The organism is Mesorhizobium sp. WSM4976, assembly GCF_029625685.1.
Lineage (GTDB): Bacteria > Pseudomonadota > Alphaproteobacteria > Rhizobiales > Rhizobiaceae > Mesorhizobium.
Genome location: NZ_JARTVT010000001.1, coordinates 160320 through 179681 on the forward strand (window position 1 = coordinate 160320; position 19362 = coordinate 179681).

Annotated in this window: 19 protein-coding genes; 8 read left to right on the forward strand and 11 right to left on the reverse strand. The window is 64.1% G+C overall.

Features of this window, described 5'->3' with window-relative positions:
- Positions 1–5: 5 nt before the first annotated feature.
- Positions 6–1025, forward strand: a complete 1020-nt coding sequence (locus P9272_RS00740) for an NAD-dependent epimerase (RefSeq protein ID WP_278158085.1) — start codon at positions 6–8, stop codon at positions 1023–1025.
- Positions 1026–1164: 139 nt separating this feature from the next.
- Here the strand turns inward: P9272_RS00740 and P9272_RS00745 are convergent, their stop codons facing one another.
- Positions 1165–2478, reverse strand: a complete 1314-nt coding sequence (locus P9272_RS00745; RefSeq protein WP_278158087.1) for an MFS transporter — start codon at positions 2476–2478, stop codon at positions 1165–1167.
- A gap of 198 nt (positions 2479–2676) precedes the next feature.
- Between P9272_RS00745 and cyoA the strand changes: the two genes are divergently transcribed.
- The 7 genes from cyoA to P9272_RS00780 are packed head-to-tail and all read left to right on the forward strand — an operon-like array spanning position 2677 to position 9556.
- Positions 2677–3858: a ubiquinol oxidase subunit II gene (gene cyoA / locus P9272_RS00750; protein ID WP_278158089.1), complete on the forward strand. Its 1182-nt coding sequence runs from the start codon at positions 2677–2679 to the stop codon at positions 3856–3858.
- 10 nt (positions 3859–3868) lie between these two features.
- Positions 3869–5875: a cytochrome o ubiquinol oxidase subunit I gene (gene cyoB, locus P9272_RS00755; protein ID WP_278158091.1), complete on the forward strand. Its 2007-nt coding sequence runs from the start codon at positions 3869–3871 to the stop codon at positions 5873–5875.
- A 2-nt stretch (positions 5876–5877) separates the two neighbouring features.
- Entirely contained in the window at positions 5878–6504 is a 627-nt protein-coding gene (gene cyoC, locus P9272_RS00760; protein ID WP_112131187.1) for a cytochrome o ubiquinol oxidase subunit III, read from the forward strand.
- On the forward strand, positions 6501–6875 hold the full coding sequence (gene cyoD / locus P9272_RS00765; protein WP_278158095.1) for a cytochrome o ubiquinol oxidase subunit IV: 375 nt from the start codon (positions 6501–6503) through the stop codon (positions 6873–6875). Before cyoC ends, cyoD begins: the two co-directional genes overlap by 4 nt.
- Complete coding sequence (locus P9272_RS00770; protein ID WP_278158097.1) at positions 6872–7684, forward strand: SURF1 family protein; 813 nt, start codon at positions 6872–6874, stop codon at positions 7682–7684. Before cyoD ends, P9272_RS00770 begins: the two co-directional genes overlap by 4 nt.
- On the forward strand, positions 7681–9033 hold the full coding sequence (locus P9272_RS00775; protein WP_278158099.1) for an ATP-binding protein: 1353 nt from the start codon (positions 7681–7683) through the stop codon (positions 9031–9033). The genes P9272_RS00770 and P9272_RS00775 overlap by 4 nt, the downstream gene beginning before the upstream one ends.
- Positions 9023–9556: a response regulator transcription factor gene (locus tag P9272_RS00780; protein WP_278158101.1), complete on the forward strand. Its 534-nt coding sequence runs from the start codon at positions 9023–9025 to the stop codon at positions 9554–9556. The genes P9272_RS00775 and P9272_RS00780 overlap by 11 nt, the downstream gene beginning before the upstream one ends.
- Here P9272_RS00780 and doeB read toward each other — a convergent pair whose 3' ends face one another.
- From doeB to P9272_RS00830, 10 genes are all read right to left on the reverse strand, one after another.
- On the reverse strand, positions 9557–10558 hold the full coding sequence (gene doeB, locus P9272_RS00785; RefSeq protein ID WP_278158103.1) for a N(2)-acetyl-L-2,4-diaminobutanoate deacetylase DoeB: 1002 nt from the start codon (positions 10556–10558) through the stop codon (positions 9557–9559). It abuts the gene before it with no gap.
- Positions 10559–10563: 5 nt separating this feature from the next.
- Complete coding sequence (gene doeA, locus P9272_RS00790; protein ID WP_128259658.1) at positions 10564–11742, reverse strand: ectoine hydrolase DoeA; 1179 nt, start codon at positions 11740–11742, stop codon at positions 10564–10566.
- A 38-nt stretch (positions 11743–11780) separates the two neighbouring features.
- Entirely contained in the window at positions 11781–12773 is a 993-nt protein-coding gene (locus tag P9272_RS00795) for a cyclodeaminase (RefSeq protein WP_278158104.1), read from the reverse strand.
- Complete coding sequence (gene eutB, locus P9272_RS00800) at positions 12770–13756, reverse strand: hydroxyectoine utilization dehydratase EutB (RefSeq protein WP_278158105.1); 987 nt, start codon at positions 13754–13756, stop codon at positions 12770–12772. The genes P9272_RS00795 and eutB overlap by 4 nt, the downstream gene beginning before the upstream one ends.
- Positions 13757–13776: 20 nt before the next feature.
- The gene (gene eutA / locus P9272_RS00805) at positions 13777–14553 is read right to left on the reverse strand and encodes an ectoine utilization protein EutA (protein WP_278158572.1); all 777 of its coding nucleotides are present in this window, start codon (positions 14551–14553) and stop codon (positions 13777–13779) included.
- Between the two features lie 5 nt (positions 14554–14558).
- Entirely contained in the window at positions 14559–15218 is a 660-nt protein-coding gene (gene ehuD / locus P9272_RS00810; protein ID WP_128259660.1) for an ectoine/hydroxyectoine ABC transporter permease subunit EhuD, read from the reverse strand.
- On the reverse strand, positions 15218–15877 hold the full coding sequence (gene ehuC, locus P9272_RS00815) for an ectoine/hydroxyectoine ABC transporter permease subunit EhuC (RefSeq protein ID WP_278158106.1): 660 nt from the start codon (positions 15875–15877) through the stop codon (positions 15218–15220). The genes ehuD and ehuC overlap by 1 nt, the downstream gene beginning before the upstream one ends.
- 194 nt (positions 15878–16071) lie before the next feature.
- Positions 16072–16923, reverse strand: a complete 852-nt coding sequence (ehuB, locus tag P9272_RS00820) for an ectoine/hydroxyectoine ABC transporter substrate-binding protein EhuB (RefSeq protein WP_128259662.1) — start codon at positions 16921–16923, stop codon at positions 16072–16074.
- 94 nt (positions 16924–17017) lie between these two features.
- Complete coding sequence (ehuA, locus tag P9272_RS00825; RefSeq protein WP_042638471.1) at positions 17018–17803, reverse strand: ectoine/hydroxyectoine ABC transporter ATP-binding protein EhuA; 786 nt, start codon at positions 17801–17803, stop codon at positions 17018–17020.
- 136 nt (positions 17804–17939) lie between these two features.
- Positions 17940–19325, reverse strand: coding sequence for a PLP-dependent aminotransferase family protein (locus P9272_RS00830; protein ID WP_278158107.1), 1386 nt, complete (start codon positions 19323–19325; stop codon positions 17940–17942).
- Positions 19326–19362: the final 37 nt, after the last annotated feature.

Below are 19362 nucleotides of genomic sequence, written 5' to 3' on the forward strand. Positions count from 1 at the left end.
ATGCATTGACGTCGAGCGGGCCTATCCTGATCACCGGCGCGGCCGGCTTCATAGGGTTTCACCTCTGCCACAGGCTGCTTGCCGAAGGCCGGCAGGTTGTCGGCCTCGATTCCATGAACGAATATTACGACGTTGCCCTGAAGCAGGCGCGGCTCGACAGGCTGAAAGCGTTCGCGAACTTTCGTTTCGAGCATGTCGATCTCGCCGACCGCGATGACATTTCGGCGGTCTTTGCCTCGGCAGCGCCGGAGATCGTCGTCAATCTCGCCGCGCAGGCGGGCGTCCGCTATTCGCTGATCAACCCGCACGTCTACGCACGGAGCAATCTCAGCGGTTTCCTCAACATCCTGGAAGGGTGCCGTCAAGCCTCGGTCGGCCATCTTGTCTATGCGTCGTCGAGCTCGATCTATGGCGGCAGCACGCGCATGCCGTTCTCAGTGCATGATTCCACCGACCATCCCCTGAGCCTCTATGCCGCCAGCAAGAAGGCGAACGAGCTGATGGCCCACACCTACAGCCATTTGTTCGGGCTGCCGACGACCGGCTTGCGCTTCTTCACCGTCTACGGTCCATGGGGACGGCCCGACATGGCCTTGTTCATCTTCACCAGGGCCATCCTCGCCGGCCAGCCGATCGACGTCTTTAACCACGGCAACATGCAGCGGGACTTCACCTACATCGACGACGTCGTCGAGAGCGTAATCCGCGTCATGGAGCATCCCGCGACGCCCGACCCCGATTGGACAAGCGCGGCCCCGGACCCGGCGACAAGCAATGCGCCGTACAGGATCCACAACATCGGCGACAGCTCGCCTGTCCAACTGAGCCGGCTGATCGACGTGCTGGAAGACGCGCTCGGCCGCAAGGCAATCCGCAACCTGATGCCGCTCCAGCAGGGCGACGTGCTGGCGACCTACGCCGACGTCACCTCGCTCGAGGAGGTGACCGGCTTCAAGCCCAGGATCCCGATCGAGGTCGGCGTTCCGCGCTTCGTGGAATGGTATCGGGATTTCTACCAGGTCTGATTGGGCGCCTGCGACAATGGCCTCGTGGCCGGGTACTAAAGCATGTCTCCCGAAAGTGGGAACCGGTTCGGGATAAAGACATGCGTAAAAAATCAAAACCTAAAGCGCATGGAGCGAATCTGAAAGATCGCGACGCGCTTTAGCGGCCGGTCGTCGAGGCATGACTGTCGATCCACAGCGCGATCAGCGTGCAGGCCGCGCCTGAAAGCAGATAGGCGCCCGCGGCGATGAGGCCGAAAGTGCCGGCCAGCAGCAGCGCTGCAAGTGGTGCGAAGCCGGCGCCGAACATCCAGGCGAGGTCCGAGGTCACCGCCGAGCCGGTGTAGCGGTGCTGGCGCGAGAAGCTCGACGCGACCACGCCCGAGGATTGCCCGAAGCTCAAGCCCAGCAGGATGAATCCCATCACCATGAACACGGTCTCGCCGACAGTGCCGCCATTGAGAAGCTGCGGGGCAAAGCCGCTGAATGCGGCGATGGCGACGGCGCCGCCGCCGAGCAAAGCACGACGCCCGACGCGGTCGGCCAGCGGCCCCGACGCGACGATCGCGGCGATGCCGAACAGCGCGCTCACCGCCTCGATGACCAGGAACCGCTCCGGCCCTTCATTGGTGAACAGGAACACCCAGGACAGCGGGAACACCGTCACCATATGGAACAGTGCGAAGCTCGCCAGCGGCGCGAAGGCGCCGACGACGACGTTGCGGCCTTCCGTGCTGATCATGTCCCTGATGCGGGTGGGCTGCAGGTCACCGCTCTCGTAGAGCTTCGAGAATTCGGGCGTGACGACGATGCGCAGCCGGGCAAACAGCGCCACGACATTGATGGCAAAAGCGACGAAGAACGGATAGCGCCAGCCCCAGGCGAAGAAATCGTCGGCCGAGAGATTGGCGACGAAGAAGGCGAACAGCGAGCTTGCCACGATTAGCCCGATCGGCGCGCCGAGCTGCGGGATCATCGCATAGATGCCGCGCCGGTTCTGCGGCGCGTTCAGGGCCAGCAGCGAAGGCAACCCGTCCCAAGTTCCGCCAAGCGCCAGGCCCTGCAGGAAGCGGGTAAGCGCCAGCAGCCAGGCGGCGACCGCGCCGACATCTTCATAGGACGGCAGGAACGCCATGGCGACCGTCGAGGTGCCAAGAAGGAAAAGCGCGATCGTCAGCTTGGCGCCGCGGCCATAGGCGCGGTCGATTGCCATAAACAGCACCGTGCCGAACGGACGCGCGATAAAGGCCAGCGCGAAGATGGCGAAGGAGTAGAGCGTCCCGGCCAGCGGATCGTGCGTCGGAAAGACAAGCTTGGGGAACACGATCACGGAAGCGATCGCATAGACGAAGAAATCGAAGAACTCCGACGTCCTGCCGATGATCACGCCGACAGCGATATCGCCAGCGCTGACCTGGCCGTGATGCGAGCCGATCAGCCTGCTGTCAGTTTCGGCAGTCGAAGTTTCAGCCATCTTTTCCGTCGCCACCGAGTTGGATGTAGGACGCGCTTGTCATTCCCATTGTGCGTTGCACACTTTCGCCAAAGCCGCGCCGACTGGGCATTGGACAAATTGTCCAATGTCGTCTCGGGTCCGTCAGCGATAGCCGTTGGTCGATACCGCATTGCACATGATAGGCCTGTTGCGCCGGACGATCGAGAGCAGCATTTGATGAAACGATCCGGAGCCCTGCTTCTGTTCCCCCTGGCCGTGCTGCTTAGCGGCTGCGATTTCGTCGTGCTGGCGCCCGCGGGCGACGTGGCAGTGCAGCAGCGCGACCTGCTCGTCGTCTCGACCCTTTTGATGCTGCTCATCATCGTGCCCGTCATGGCGCTGACCGTGTTCTTTGCCTGGCGCTACCGCCAATCCAGCACCACGGCGACCTACACGCCAGACTGGGATCATTCGACCAAACTGGAGCTGGTGATCTGGGCAGCGCCCCTGCTCGTCATCATATGCCTCGGCGCGCTGACCTGGCTCGGCACGCATCTGCTCGATCCCTACCGGCGTATCGACCGGATCGAGGCCGGCCAGCCGGTCACGCAGGAACACAAGCCGCTCAGGGTCGAGGTCGTCGCGCTCGACTGGAAGTGGCTCTTCATCTATCCGGATTACGGCATCGCTTCCGTCAACGAGCTTGCCGCGCCGGTCAACCAGCCGATCGACTTCCGCATCACCTCGTCCACGGTGATGAACTCCTTCTACATTCCTGCCCTTGCCGGACAGATCTACGCCATGCCCGCCATGGAGACGAAGCTTCACGCCGTCATCAACAGGCCGGGCACCTATACGGGCTTCTCGGCCAATTACAGCGGTGCCGGCTTCTCCGGCATGCGCTTCGCGTTTCACGGCCTGTCCGACCAGGCCTTCACTGACTGGGTGGCGCAGGCGAAAGGCGCGCAGGCCAAGCTTAGCCGCGAGACCTATCTCGAGCTCGAACGTCCGAGCGAGAACGAGCCGGTCCGGCACTATGCCTCCGTCGATCCCGACCTTTATGGCGCCATCCTCAATTTGTGTGTCGAGCCCGGCAAGATGTGCATGAACGAGATGATGTCGATCGACGCCAAGGGCGGTCTTGGGCTCGCCGGCGTCCGCAACACCCTGCCGCTGCAATATGACAAGCTTGCCCGGCGCGGCGCCGTGTTCGGCAGCGATCCGTCCTATGTCGCCAGCATCTGCACGGCGGAGGAGGCTGCTGCCGCCTCGCGCGCGACCCGTAATGACGATGACAGGGATTGGCCGCTCAGGGACCTGTCCCCGCTGCGCGGCGTCGGCCTGCTCGCGCCGGGCGCCGGCAGCCGCCGCGCCGACGCCGGCACGCCGTCGCTCGGCCTGCTGCGCTTCGAATTGTGAGGAATGGCGGATGCCTGAAACGCTGACCAAATTCATCTTCGGCCGCCTCACTCTGGAGTCGCTGCCGCTGCACGAGCCGATCCTCGTCGCCACTTTCTTCGTGGTGGCGCTCGGCGGCTTCGCGCTTCTCGGCGCCATCACCTATTTCAAGCTCTGGGGCTACCTCTGGCGCGAGTGGTTCACCAGCGTCGACCACAAGAAGATCGGCATCATGTACATGGTGCTCGGCCTCGTCATGCTTTTGCGCGGCTTCTCCGACGCCATCATGATGCGCCTGCAGCAGGCGATCGCCTTCAACGGTTCGGAAGGTTATCTCAACGCCCATCACTACGATCAGATATTCACTGCCCATGGCGTGATCATGATCTTCTTCGTGGCGATGCCCTTCGTCACCGGGCTGATGAACTTCGTCGTGCCCCTGCAGATCGGCGCGCGCGATGTCTCCTTCCCCTTCCTCAACAATTTCAGCTTCTGGATGACCGTGGGCGGCGCCATCCTGGTCATGGCCTCACTGTTCGTCGGCGCGTTCGCCCGCACCGGCTGGCTGGCCTATCCGCCGCTCTCGGGCATCGATTACAGTCCGGATGTCGGCGTCGACTACTACATCTGGGCGCTGCAGGTCGCCGGCGTCGGCACGACCCTATCGGGCATCAACCTGATCTGCACCATCATCAAGATGCGGGCCCCCGGCATGACCATGATGCGCATGCCCGTCTTCACCTGGACCTCACTCTGCACGAACGTGCTGATCGTGGCGTCCTTTCCGGTGCTGACGGCGGTGCTCACGCTCTTGGCGCTCGACCGCTATGTCGGCACCAACTTCTTCACCAACGATTTCGGCGGCAACCCGATGATGTATGTGAACCTCATCTGGATATGGGGTCACCCGGAGGTCTACATCCTCATCCTGCCGCTGTTCGGCGTCTTCTCCGAGGTCACCTCGACCTTCTCCGGCAAGCGCCTGTTCGGCTACACCTCGATGGTCTACGCCACGGTGGTCATCACCATCCTGTCCTATCTTGTCTGGCTGCACCACTTCTTCACCATGGGCTCCGGCGCCAGCGTCAACTCCTTCTTCGGCATCACCACGATGATCATCTCCATCCCGACAGGGGCGAAGATGTTCAACTGGCTTTTCACCATGTATCGCGGCCGTATCCGGTTCGAGCTGCCGATGATGTGGACGGTGGCTTTCATGCTCACCTTCGTTGTCGGCGGCATGACAGGCGTGCTGCTTGCAGTGCCGCCGGCCGACTTCGTTTTGCACAACAGCCTGTTCCTGATCGCGCATTTCCACAACGTCATCATCGGCGGCGTGCTGTTCGGCCTGTTCGCCGGCATCGCCTACTGGTGGCCCAAGGCCTTCGGCTTCAGGCTCGATCCGTTCTGGGGCAAGGTCTCGTTCTGGTGTTGGGTGCTCGGCTTCTGGTTCGCCTTCATGCCGCTCTATATCCTCGGCCTGATGGGCGTGACGCGCCGCATGCGCGTCTTCGACGATCCATCGCTGCAGATCTGGTTCGTCATCGCTGCCTTCGGCGCGGTGCTGATCGCCTGCGGCATCGCCGCCTTCCTGGTGCAGATCTTCGTCTCGATCCGCGAGCGGGCCGAACTGGTCGACGTCACCGGCGATCCGTGGGACGGCCGCACGCTCGAATGGTCGACCTCCTCGCCGCCGCCCGCCTATAATTTCGCTTTCACTCCGGTCATCCGCGACAACGACGCCTGGTTCGACATGAAGAGAGCCGGCTACCGGCGCCCACTCTCCGGCTTCAGGCCGATTCACATGCCGAAGAACACCGGTACCGGGGTCATCCTGGCGATCTTCAGCGTCGCCCTCGGCTTCGGCCTGATCTGGTACATGTGGTGGCTGGCGGCGCTGAGCTTCGTCTGCCTGATCGCCACCGCGATCGGCCACACCTTCAACTATCACCGCGACTTCGACATCCCGGCGGCCGAGGTCGCACAAACGGAAGAGGCGAGGACGGCGCTCCTCTCCGCTCAGGGGGCTAGGGCTTGAGCATGGCATCCACGGCTATCACGGCCGGCGCCGAGCCGGTCTTCCACCTGGAAGAGGAGCATGCGCACGCCGAAGGCGGCAGCACCATGCTCGGCTTCTGGCTTTATCTGATGAGCGACTGCCTGATCTTCGCCATGCTGTTCGCGGCCTTTGGCGTGCTCGGCGGCAATTACGCGGCGGGTCCGGCGCCGAAGGACCTGTTCGATCTCGGCCTGGTGGCGGTCAACACCACCATGCTGCTGCTCTCCTCGATCACCTATGGCTTCGCCATGCTGACCATGGACAAGGGCCGTGTCGGCGCGACGCAAGGCTGGCTAGCCGTGACCATGCTGTTCGGCTTGGCGTTCCTGTCCATCGAACTCTACGAATTCGCCCACATGATCCATGAGGGCGCGACGCCGCAGCGCAGCGCCTTCCTGTCGTCCTTCTTCACGCTGGTCGGCACGCACGGCCTGCATGTCACCTTCGGCATCGTCTGGATGGTGACGCTGATGGTGCAGGTCGCGAGACACGGCCTCATCGAGGCCAACCGCCGCCGGCTGATGTGCCTCTCGATGTTCTGGCACTTCCTCGACGTCGTCTGGATCGGCGTCTTCACCTTCGTCTATCTGATGGGAACTTTGCGATGAGCGCTCATGATCATGCCGGTCACGACCACGCCCATGGCGGCGCAGCGCACGGATCGCTGAAGGGCTATTTGATCGGCTTCGTCCTTTCGGTGGTGCTCACCGCCATCCCGTTCTGGATGGTCATGACCGGCGCCATCGACAACAAGCAGGCCACGGCCGTCATCATCATGGCCTTCGCCGCGGTGCAGATCGTGGTTCACATGATCTTCTTCCTGCACATGACCCCCGCCTCGGAAGGCGGATGGTCGATGCTGGCGCTCATCTTCACGGTGATCCTCGTCGTCATCGTGCTGAGCGGCTCGCTCTGGGTGATGTACCACCTCAACGCCAATATGATGCCTGGGCTCCACGAAATGCGGCAGATGCCATGAGCCCTGTTGCGGGCGTGAGGAGGGCCAATTTCAAGGCAAAAGTCAGGGCCGGCCCGGAAGGTATAGGCACTCCAGCCGCGCCGTCGAAAGGCTCCGCTTCGCGCTTCTTGCTTGCGCTGTTGGGACTTCTCGGCGTTCTGACGTTTCTTGGGCTCGGCATCTGGCAGCTGGAAAGGCGCGCCTGGAAACTCGATCTGATCGCCCGCGTCGACCAGCGCATCCATGCTCCGGTCGTCGATGCGCCAGGACCCGCGACATGGGCTGATATCAATGCCGCAGGCTATGAATATCGCCATGTGCGCCTGACCGGCAGGTTCATCGGCGGCGCCGACACGCTGGTGCAGGCGGTGACCGAGCTTGGCGGCGGCTATTGGGTGCTGACGCCGATGCGCGAAGACCGCGGCTTCACGGTCCTCGTCAACCGCGGCTTCATTCCGCAGGAGCGCAAGGCCGCATTTCAACAAGAGAGCGGCGGCCCGAGCTCGCCTAGGACGATTGACGGGCTGTTGAGGATCAGCGAGCCCGGCGGCGGCTTCCTGCGCAGCAACGATCCGGCCGCCGGCCGCTGGTATTCGCGGGACATCGCGGCAATCGCCAAGGAGCGCCGCCTGACCGATTTTGCGCCCTATTTCATCGATGCCGGGACGTCCGGCGCGGACAGCTGGCCGCGCGGCGGCCTTACCGTCGTCACCTTCCGCAACAGCCATCTTGTCTATGCTCTGACCTGGTTTGCCCTGGCAGCGATGCTGGCGGTGGCGCTTGCCAGGCCTATCCTCGCCACTTGCTGGCGGGGAAGCGCCGCAAGATGAACATCCCCATCTCGCGGCTTCATCACGACAAGCCGTTGCTGACGGTTCCTCCCGCCCAGCAGGGAGGCGCCGTCTCGAACGCCGACGTCACGAACAGGAAGAATCTCCTGCTCCTCATCCAACTGCGCTGGCTGGCGGTGGCGGGGCAGGTGCTGACCATCCTGGTGACGCAATACTGGTTCGCCATCCCGCTGCCGCTCATCGAGATGGCCGGCGTGGTGCTGTTCCTCGTCGGGTTGAACATCTTCAGCCTGCTCGCCCTGCGCGGCAATCGCCGCATTAGCAACGCGCAGCTCTTCGTCGCGCTGATCTTCGACATGGCGGCGCTGACCACGCAGCTTTATCTGAGCGGCGGCGCCTCGAATCCGTTCGTCTCGCTCTATCTGCTGCAGATCACCCTCGGCGCCGCGTTGCTGGCGCCATGGTCGACCTGGATCCTGGTGGTGGCAGCCTCCGCCTGCTTCGTCTTCCTTATCTTCGTCTTCCAGCCGATCGCGCTTCCGCATCACGGCGGCAGCGATCTGCTGTCGCTGCATCTGCGCGGCATGTTCATCTGCTTCGTGCTGGCGGCTGGCCTGATCGTGATCTTCATGACGCGCATCAACCGCAACCTGCGCGAACGCGATGCCTATCTCGCGGACCTGCGCCAGCGTTCGGCCGAGGAAGATCACATCGTGCGCATGGGCCTGCTGGCCTCTGGCGCCGCGCATGAACTTGGCACGCCGCTCTCGACCATATCGGTCATCCTGTCCGACTGGCGCCAGATGCAGGTCGTCAGGCGCAACCGTGAGCTTTCCGAAGATGTGGCCGAGATGCAGGCGCAGATCGAGCGCTGCAAAAGTATCGTGACCGGCATCCTGATGTCCTCCGGCCAGGCGCGGGGCGAGGGCACGATCCGCACCACAATCCGCCACTTCCTCGATGACCTTGTCCAGGAGTGGCGTGTCAGCCGCCAGCCTTCCAAGCTGGACTTCAGCAACGGTTTCGAGCCGGACGAGCAGATCGTGTCCGATACGGCGCTGCGGCAAGTGATCTTCAATGTGCTCGACAATGCGCTGGAAGCATCGCACGATTGGGTCGGCGTCACTGCCGACCGGCAGGATGAAAAGCTGGTGCTCACCGTCAAGGATCGCGGACCGGGTTTCGACAAGGATATTCTGGCCGCGCTCGGCCAGCCCTATATGTCGAGCAAGCAGCGTCCGGGCGGCGGCCTGGGCCTCTTCCTGGTGTTCAATGTCGTGCGCAAGCTCGGCGGCGACGTTTCGGCGCGCAACATGGCCGACGGCGCCTGCGTTACCCTTTCGCTGCCGCTGGCGGCGCTGACCGATGGAGGTGATCGTGAAGCCTGATCGATCCCTGTTCGTCGTCGAGGACGACACGACTTTCGCGCGCACGCTCAAACGCTCGTTTGAAAAGCGTGACTACGACGTCGTGGTCTGCCATGACCGCGAGGCGCTGCTTGTCGCGCTGGAGAAGGCCGTTCCGGCCTACGCCGTCGTCGATCTCAAGCTCGGAGCGGGATCGGGCCTCGAATGCGTCAAGCTGCTCAGCGCCCGCAACCCGTCGATGCGAATCGTCGTGCTGACAGGTTTTGCCAGCATCGCCACGGCGGTCGAGGCGATCAAGCTCGGCGCCTGTCACTATCTGGCCAAGCCCGCCAACACCGATGACATCGAAGCCGCCTTCGGCCGCGACGAGGGAGATGTGTCGGTGCCGCTCACCAGTCGTCCCACCTCGATCAAGAACCTGGAATGGGAGCGCATCCACGAGACGCTGGTCGAGACCGGCTTCAACATCTCGGAAACCGCCCGCCGCCTCGGCCTGCACCGGCGTACGCTCGCCCGCAAGCTCGAGAAGCGCGTGGTGCAATAACTATCCGACCGCCACGGCCAGCACCGAGATGCAGTCGCCCGCCTTGACCAGACCTGGAAAGTGACGCGCGGCGAGCAGCCCCGACATCCGGGCCCTGATCTCCTGCGGCGCCTGGCCGGTGCGGCCGAGCGGATGGATGCGCGCTACCACCTGGCCCTCTTCCACGGGCTCGCCGAGATCGATCATGGTCTCGATCATCCCGTCCTCCTCGGCGAAGGCGAAGCAATCGCCCGACGGCATATCGAGCCACTGCGTTCTGCCCTTTTCGACCGCACCATCGACGATGCCGGCGTGACGCAGCACGTTGAGGATGCCGCACCGGGCAATCCGCACCGTCTCGGCCCGCGAGGTCCCGCCGCCGCCGAGCTCGGTGGTGACGAAGACCTTGCCCATGTCCTCGGCCGCAGTGTCATACATCCCGACGGCATCAATCTCGGTCATTCGCATCGAGAACGGCGCCGAGAAGGCCTCGACCGCGGCGAAGGCCTTTTTCTCCTGCACCTTGTCCGGCAGCGTATGCGCGGCGCAGAAGGGCACGAAATCCAGCGTCTTGCCGCCGGAATGGAAGTCGAAGACGATGTCCGCGCGCGGCAGCAATTCACGCTGGAAATAGTCGGCGATCTTCTCCGTTACGGTGCCGTCGGGGCGGCCGGGGAAAGAGCGGTTCATGTTACCCTTGTCGATCGGCGAGGTGCGGGTGCCGGCCCGGAACGCCGGATAGTTCATCGCCGGCACGATGATGATCGTGCCGGAGACTTGTTTCGGATCGAGCGTGCGGGCGAGCTCGTAGAGCGCCAACGGCCCTTCATACTCGTCGCCGTGATTGCCGCCGGTCAGCAGCGCCGTCGAGCCCTTGCCGTTGCGGATGGCGCACACCGGGATCATCACCGATCCCCAGGCGGAATCGTCGCGGCTGTAGGGCAGGCGCAGGAACCCGTGCTGGACGCCGTCGCGCTCGAAGTCGACGGTCGGCGTGATCGGCGATGGACGCAAAGCGGACATCGGCCTCAGTCCTTCACGAACAGCTTGCGCGGCACATTGGCGAGGCATTCGACGCCGGTGTCGGTGATCAGGATCGACTCGGTGATCTCCAGGCCCATCGTCTCCAGCCACAGTCCCGTCATGAAGTGGAAGGTCATGCCGGGCCTGAGCTCGGTGCGGTCGCCGGGACGCAGGCTCATGGTGCGCTCGCCCCAGTCCGGCGGATAGGAGATACCGATCGGGTAGCCGGTGCGGTTGTCCTTGACGATGCCGTATTTCTTCAGGACGGCGAAGAAGGCATTGGCGATGTCCTCGCAGGTGTTGCCTGGTTTTGCGGCGGCCAGGCCGGCCTCCATGCCTTCCAGCGTTGCCTTCTCGGCGTCGAGGAACGCCTGCGTCGGCTTGCCGAGGAAGACTGTGCGCGACAGCGGACAATGGTAACGGTTGTAGCAGCCGGCGATTTCGAAGAACGTGCCCTCGTTCGCCTTCATCGGTTTGTCGTCCCAGGTGAGATGCGGCGCCGAGGCGTCCGCCCCCGAGGGCAAGAGCGGTACGATCGCCGGATAGTCGCCGCCGATGCCCGCGACGCCGCGCGTGCCGGCATCGTAGATCTCGGCGACGAGATCGCATTTGCGCATGCCGACCTCTATTTTGTCGACGATGCGCTGGTGCATCGCCTCGACGATGCGGGCGGCATTGCGCATGTACTCGATCTCGGTCGGGCTCTTCACCGCGCGCTGCCAGTTCACCAGCGCGGTGGCGTCGGCGAAACGGGCATTGGGCAAATGCTTCTGAAGAGCTGCGAAGGCAGCCGCCGAGAACCAGTAATTGTCCATCTCGACGCCGATGGAGAGCTTGTCCCAGCCGCGCTCGGCCAGCACGCTGGCGAGATAATCCATCGGATGCCGCTCGGTCGACTGCACATAATGGTCGGCGTAGCCGATGATGTTGTCATGCGCGAGATAGGCTGTGCGCTTGGCGCCGTTGGCGTCCTGCCCGCGACCGTACCAGACCGGCTCGCCCGTAGGCGGCACGATGACCGCCTGATGCACGTAGAAGGACCAGCCGTCATAACCCGTCAGCCAGGCCATGTTGGAGGGATCGCTGACGATCAAAAGATCGACGCCCTTGGCCTCCATGGCTTTGCGCGTCTTAGCGAGGCGATCGGCAAATTCGCTCCGCGAGAATTTCAAGTTTGGCTGCATTGTTCTTGGTCCTCGTTTGTTGGGCCTTGCGGCCGGTACTAGCTCTCGAAAATCGTTCCGGCGTTCGCCGCCCGCGCGCGATCGCGCGCAAGTGTGGCGATCGCGGTGTCCTGCACGCCGGTGCCGGTGAGATCAGCGATGGTGATGTCGCTCGCCGAGCGCCGGCCGTGCTTGCTGCCGGCTATGATCTGGCCGAGCTCGGTGACCTCGGCGTCGGCCACCATCACGCCTGCATCGATCGCGTGATGGAGTTCGCCGAGGCGCCGCGTCTGCTTCGCACTGTCGGCCACATAGAGATCGGCCATGCGCAGGATCGCCGGCGCGATCTCGTTCTTGTGCTCGGCATCGGAGCCCATCGCGGTGATGTGTTGTCCGGCGGAAACGAAACCGGGCTTGATCAGCGGTTCGGTCGATGGCGTCGTGGTGACGATGATGTCGGCGCCGGCTGCCGCGTCCGCCGCATCCGGCTCGGCGCGAACCATGATGCCGAGCCTGTCGCGCAAGCGGGCGGCGGTTGCTTCGGCCTTGGCGGCATCGCGCGCCCAGATACGCGCTTCCTCGATCGGCCGCACGAGGCGCAGCGCTTCCAATTGCCGGCCGGCCTGCAAACCGGCGCCGAAGATCGCCGCGACCTTGGAGTCCTCGCGCGACAGATGCCTGGCCGCAACAGCGCCAGCAGCGGCGGTGCGGACATCGGTCAGATAACCATTGTCGAGCAGCAGCGCCTCGACCACGCCGGTCTTGGCCGAGAGCAGCACCATCATGCCGCCGCCGCTCGGCAGACCGAGCTTCGGATTGTCGAAGAAGCCGGAGCTGATCTTGACGGCGAAGCCGTCTATGCCCGGCACATAGGCGGACTTCACGTCGACCTCGCCGCGATGCTCGGGAATGTCGAGTCTCAAGATTGGCGGCATTGCCACCGGCAGCGTGGCCAGGGCGCGAAAGGCGTTCTCGACGCAGGCGACGGCTTCCAGGTCGAGCGTCACGATCTTGCGAAGATCACTTTCGGTGAGAATTGTCATCCGGCTCATGCGGCACGCTCCCTTGCGGAGGATTCGCCGCAGACGATGCGACGGTGCAGGCTCATGTCGATGTTGCGCCCGGAGAGGATGAGCACAGTCGGGCCGCTCACTTTGACCTTGCCGGCAAGCAGCGCGCCGATGCCGACAGCGCCCGCGCCCTCGACGATCTCGCGTTCCTCTTCATAGGCATGGCGAATGCCGACAGCGATCTCGTCCTCGGCAAGCAGGATCACGTCGTCGAGCAGGTCGCGGCACATGGCGAAGGTAAGCTGGTTGTCGAGGCCGATGCCGCCGCCGAGCGAGTCCGCCAGCGTCGGCAGTTCCTCGACCTGCACGGGCCGGCCTGCGTCGAGGCTGGCTTTCATCGCGGCGCCCCGCGCCATCGAGATGCCGATGACTTTCGTGCCCGGGCTCACGCCTTTGACGGCCGCCGCCACGCCGGCCGCGAGCCCGCCGCCGGAGAGCGGCACCAGCACGCATGCTGCGTCCGGAAGCTGCTCCATGATCTCCACCCCGAGCGTGCCTTGCCCGGCGACGATATCGGGATGGTCGAAGGGCGGCAGCATGACCAGCCCTTCCTCCGCCACCAGCCTGTCGACCTCCTGCTGGGCATCGTCCTGGCTGTTGCCGACAATGCGCACTTCGGCGCCCAGGCGGCGGATGCCGTCGAGCTTATTCTCCGGCACCAGCTTCGACATGCAGATCACCGCGCGCATACCTTCGAGCTTCGCCGCATGCGCCAGCGCGCGGCCGTGATTGCCGGTCGAGGCGGCGACGACCCCGCGCGATTTTTCTTCCGGGCTCAACGCCGCAATCGCGTTGGAAGCGCCGCGCAGCTTGAAGGCGCCGGTGGTCTGGTGGTGCTCCAGCTTGAGATGAACAGGATGCCCCACGCGCTCCGACAGGTTTTGCGACAACACGACGGGTGTCCGCTCGACCTTGCCGGCAATGCGTTCGCGCGCGGCGCGAATATGCTGAAGCGTAACTGGCATTTCGATCACGGGCATTACGATCACTGTGCCAGCGGCTTGGTCCACAGGCGGCCGAACTCCGGTCGCGGCGTCTCGTCGCCGCAGAGCCGCAGGCAGTTCCAGGCGCTGGCCTGGTTGCTGGTGACGACCGGACGCCCGATCGCGTCTTCCATGCCGGGGACGGCGAGCGCGGCGCGCAGCGCGGTGCAGGAGACGAACAGCGCATCGGCCTGCGGATGCGTGACCTTGCGCGCCATCTCGATGAGGGAAGCCGGCCTGATGCGGGCCATCTCGCGGTCATCCTCGAAGCCGAGGCAGGTGAAGCTCTGGATGTCGAAGCCATGCGCGCCGAAATAGGCCGCCATCGGCCGGCTGGTCTCGACAGTGTAGGGGGTGAGAATGCTGATGCGCTTCACGCCGAAGGCGCTCAGCCCGCGCATGCCGGCCATCGGCGGCGTGACCACGGGCACGCCGGGCTTGGCCGCCTGGATCGCAGCTTCAATCTCGGCATCGCCGATCACCACGGAAGCGGAGGTGCAGGAGTAGCAGACGGCATCGAGCGTCTCGTCCGGCAGGATCAGCGCCGCGCCCGCCGAGAGCGATGGCTGCATCTTGCGCAAATTCTCCAGCGTCGTCGGATTGGCGTAAGGGATGCGCGCGACATAGACGCCAATCCGCTCGCTCGCCACCATGCGGCGGAAGTCCACCTCGCTGGTGTGGTCGGTGGCTAAAGCGATCAGCCCGACACGCTTTTCCAGCGGACGCGCGTCAAGCGTGGGTCGCGCCGTTTCGAGGCGGATTTCAGGCAGTGCTTTCATGACTTTCATCTTTCGATCCTGCCGTAGCGATGCTCCAGCCAGCGCAACAGCACGACGGAGCAGAGGCTGATGACGAGGAAGAACGCGCCGACCAGCGTCATCGGCTCGATGTAGCGGTAGTAGGTGTTGGCGACGCTCTTGGCTTGGTTCATCAGCTCCAGCACCGTGATCGCCGAAAGCAGCGGCGTCTCCTTGAACATGGCGATGAAATAGTTGGCCAGGGCCGGGATCATCGGCGGGATCGCTTGCGGCAGGATGATATGTGTCCAGGTGTGGCGTCCAGTGAGATTGCAGGCCTTGGCCGCCTCCCACTGGCCACGCGGGACGTTGTCGATGCCGGCACGATAGACTTCCGCCGTGTAGGTCCCGTAGTGCAGGCCGAGCCCGATGACGCCCGCCACCAGCGGCGGCAGCAGGATGCCGATATCTGGCAGCACGTAGAAGATGAAGTAGAGCTGCACCAAAAGCGGCGTGCCGCGGATGAACTCGGCGAACCAGCTGATGCTGCGTGACACCAGCGGGTTCTCCGAGCGCCGCCCCAGCGCAATCCCGAGCCCCACGATCGCGGCCAGGATCGAGCCCAGAATGGTCGCCAGGATGGTGATCTTCACGCCCTGGATCAGGGTTGGCATGATTTGCCAGACGAAATCCCAATCCCAATCCATCAGACCCGCACTCCATCAAGGCCGCGCGCCATGCGGCGCTCGAGCGTGCGCACGCCCCAGGAAATGATCAGCGCCAGCGCGAAATAGATGATCAGCACGGACAGGAACGGCATCAGCGTGCTGCCGGTCTGCGAACGCACCACCTGCGCCTGGAAGGTCAGGTCGGCGAGTGAGATCAGCGATACGACCGAGGTCGCCTTGAGCAGTTCGATGGCGTTGTTGCCGAAGGTCGGCAGCATGACCAACAACGCCTGCGGCAGGATCACATGGCGCATGCCTTGCCAACGGCCGAGGTTGAGCGCCGTGCAGGCCTCATATTGCTCGCGGCCGACCGACAATATGGCGCCGCGCACCACTTCCGCCGCATAGGCGCCGACATTCAAGCCCAGCGCCAGCACGCCCGCCTGCAGCGGCGTCAGCGACAGGCCGGCGAAGGGCAGCACGAAATAGGCCCAGAACAGCTGCACGAAGATCGAGGTGCCGCGGAAGAACTCGATATAGGCGGTGGCGATCGCCCGCACGACGAAGAAGCGCGACACGCGCCCCATGCCGGCGAGGAAGGCCATGATCAGCGCAAGCACCGACCCCATGAGCGTCAGCTCGATGGTGACAAGCGCTCCCTGCAATATCAGGCCGAGATAGCCGGACCACTGGGTCATCTGGGTGTAAGATTTCCTATCGTTTGCGGTTGTGCGGGGCAGCCGAGACAAGCCCCTTCTCCCCGTTCAACGGGGAGAAGATGCCGGCAGGCAGACGAGGGGTAGAGCCAGCCTGTCAGAACTCGCCGCCGCCCCTCATCCGTCACTTCGTGACACCTTCTCCCCCGTGAATGGGTAGAAGGAAGAAGTAGTGCCTACTTCGCCGCGCAGAGCTTCTCGCGCGTCGTCGACATCGCCGCCTTGGCGGAGAAGCCGTAGGGCTCGATGATCTTGGCGAACTCGCCGGACTTCTTCATCTTGGCGAGCTCGACGTCATAGGCATCGCGCAGCGCCTCGTCGCCCTTCTTGAAGGCGGCGCCGTCGCAATAGACCGGCGCGCCCTGCACCGGCGCGATCACTTCGAGGTTGGGATCGTTCGCCTTCTTCATCAGGTCGTTGATCGACAGAACGGGGAGCGAGTAGGCGTCAATGCGGCCGTCCTGCACCATCTTCAGGCCGCTCTGGCCGTCCGGCACGACGATGACGCGATCGCGCGGCACGCCGGCATTGAGCGCCAGCTTCTCCTCGGTGCCGCCGCCGGGCGCGCCGACGGTGGCGGAGCTGTCCTTGGCGATGTCCGCATAGCTCTTGAAGCCCTTCGGATTGCCCTTCTTCACCAGCATCGCCTCGGCATCGCACAGCACCGGCTCGGAATAGGCAACCGCCGCGCAGCGCTCTGGCTTCATGAACAGGCCGGCGGTGACGACATCGAAGCGTCCAGCCTGCAGGCCAGGGATCATGGCACCGTATTCGGAGATCGAGGCGACGATGTCGTTGACGCCGAGACGCTTGAAGATCTCCCGCGCCACGTCCGGCGCCGCGCCTGAGACCTTGCCGTCGGCGGCCACAGCCGTATAGGGCGGCTCGTTGGCGATGGCGACGCGGGCAAAGCCCTGCTGCTTGAGTTGCTCCAGCTTTGCGTCGTCCGCCGAACGCGCCCCGGAGGCGAGCAGCACAGCGCCCAGTGCTAGGCTGGCGACGCCAGCCAGAATGCCAAGTCTCTTCATCGTTCCCAACTCCTTGTTTCTCTTCTTGGTTTGCTCGATTGACGGCTCTCGCCGCCGCCTTCGGAACGACTCACGTCGCCCGTTTGCATTGCGGTCAGACGCGATGTCCGGCCGCGATGATCTTCTTCAGGAAACTCTGCGTTCTTTCCTGTTTGGGGTGACGGAAAATCTCATCGGGCTTGCCTTCCTCGACGATCCGTCCGCGGTCGAAGAACAGCACGCGGTCGGCGAAGTCGTGAGCGAAGCCCATCTCATGGGTGACCAGAAGCATCGTCATGTCGGTCTCGGCCGCGAGCTTGCGCATGACGTTGAGCACTTCCTCGACGAGCTCCGGGTCGAGGGCCGAGGTCACTTCGTCGAACAGCATGATCTTGGGTGAGAGCGCCAGCGCTCTTGCGATCGCCACGCGTTGCTTCTGGCCACCTGAAAGCTGCGCGGGCATCGCCTTGGCCTTGTCGGCGAGACCCACCATGTCGAGCAGTTCCATCGCCCGTTTCTCGGCGGCGGCGCGCGCGACGCCCTTGGTCAGCATCGGCGCCAGCGTCACATTGTCCATGACGCATTTGTGCGGGAAGAGATTGAAGAGCTGGAAGACCATGCCGATCTTCTGGCGCATCCTGGCCAGGTGCCGCTCGTCGGCCGGCAGCAACTGGCCGTTGCGCTCCATGTGATAGAGCTGCTCGCCATCGACCTGGATATGGCCGCCGTCGATCTTCTCGAGCGTCATCAGGATGCGCAGGATCGTCGTCTTGCCTGAGCCGGACGGGCCGATCAGCGCCAGCTTCTCGCCCGGCATCACTTGCATCGACAAACCGTCCAGCACCTTGAAGGTGCCGAAGCTCTTCGAAATCGCATCGACCTTGATGATGGGCGCGGGCAATCCATTTCCCCGTTCTGGAGAAGCCTATGCCCTTAACGATGCGAAACGCGTCAAATCATGTCAATTGGGAAAATAATATCATGACAATATTTCCGACGCGGCACAATTTCAGGGCAATCTGCGCTCAGCTTGTGCATCAGATCGCGAGCAGGAGATGCTCCGGATCGCCGAGCAGCAGCTTGGCGACAACGCTCAACCCCGCCCGCAGTTCCCCCTCGGTGGTCGATCCGAGCGAGATGCGCACGGCCGGATGCCAAGTCGTGTCGGCGATGCGGAACGAGGTGCCTGGCGCGATCGCCACTCCGCGCAGGCGCGCTTGAGAGACAAAGCTCTCTTCGGCGCGGTCGCCCGGCAGCTCTAGCCACAGATGCAGCCCGTCGCGGTGGACGCGGTAATCGACGCCTGCCAGCATTTCCGCGGCGATCTCCTGGCGCCGCCTCAACGCCTGGCGCTGCCAGTTGACCAGTTCCATCGCCGTGCCGTCATTCACCCAACGCGTGGCGATCTCCGCCACCATTGGTGTCGCCATCCAGTTTGAGACGAGGTGGCGGTTGGCGACGGCTGCCACATAGCGGTCCGGCACCGCCAGATAGCCGATGCGCAGGCCGGGCACGGTGATCTTGGTGAAGGAGGTGACGTAGAGCGTCCGCTCCGGCGCGAAGGCGGCAACCGCCGGCGGCCGGCCTTCGACCAGCGGCCCAAGCACGTCGTTCTCGATGATGGCGATATCGTGCTTGCGGGCGACCGCCGCGATCTGCTCGCGACGGGTGGTGTCCATCAAGGTCGCCGTCGGGTTGATCACCGACGGCTGGACGAAGACGGCGCGGATGTCCGAGAGACGGCAGGCCTCGTCGAGCGCTTCGGGGATCAGCCCATTGTCGTCGATCGGCAGCCCTTCGAGATTGAAGCCGAGATAGCGGGCGAGCGGCACCAGCGTATGGTGGCCGATCGCCTCGGTGGCGACCGTCGAGCCGGGCGGGGCGACGCTCATCAGCGCGACCGTCATGCCGGCGGTGGCGCCGTTTGTGAGGCTGATGTTCTGCGGCGACGCCTCCAGCCCGCAAAGCTTCAGCCATTCGACCGCCACCGCGCGGTGACGCGGGAAAACCATGTTAGGCCTGAACGACAGGGCCGAGCTCGACGGCAGGTTCTCGGACAGCCACCCCAGCGCCTGCTTCATTTTCTCCAGATGCATCGGCTCGCAGACCGGCTTCAGGATGGAAAGGTCGATGACCTCGCCCAGCCGTTCCGGGAGGTAGGGCGGCTCCGGCTCGCGGCGTTGCGTCTGGACGAAGCTGCCGCGGCCGACCTCGCCGGAAATCAGCCCGCGGCGGATCAGCTCCTCATAGGCGCGGCTGACGGTCTGCACCGAAAGCTTCAGGTCGTCCGCCAGCCGGCGATGCGTCGGCAGCTGCGTGCCGTTGGCCAGCCGCCCGTCATGGATGGCGCGGGCGAACTGGTCGGCCAGCGAGAGATAGGCCGGGCGGCGGATGAGAGCAGGATCTGGCTGCCATAATGTCATGACTTATTAGAGATCGAAATCAGTGCAATTGACAATC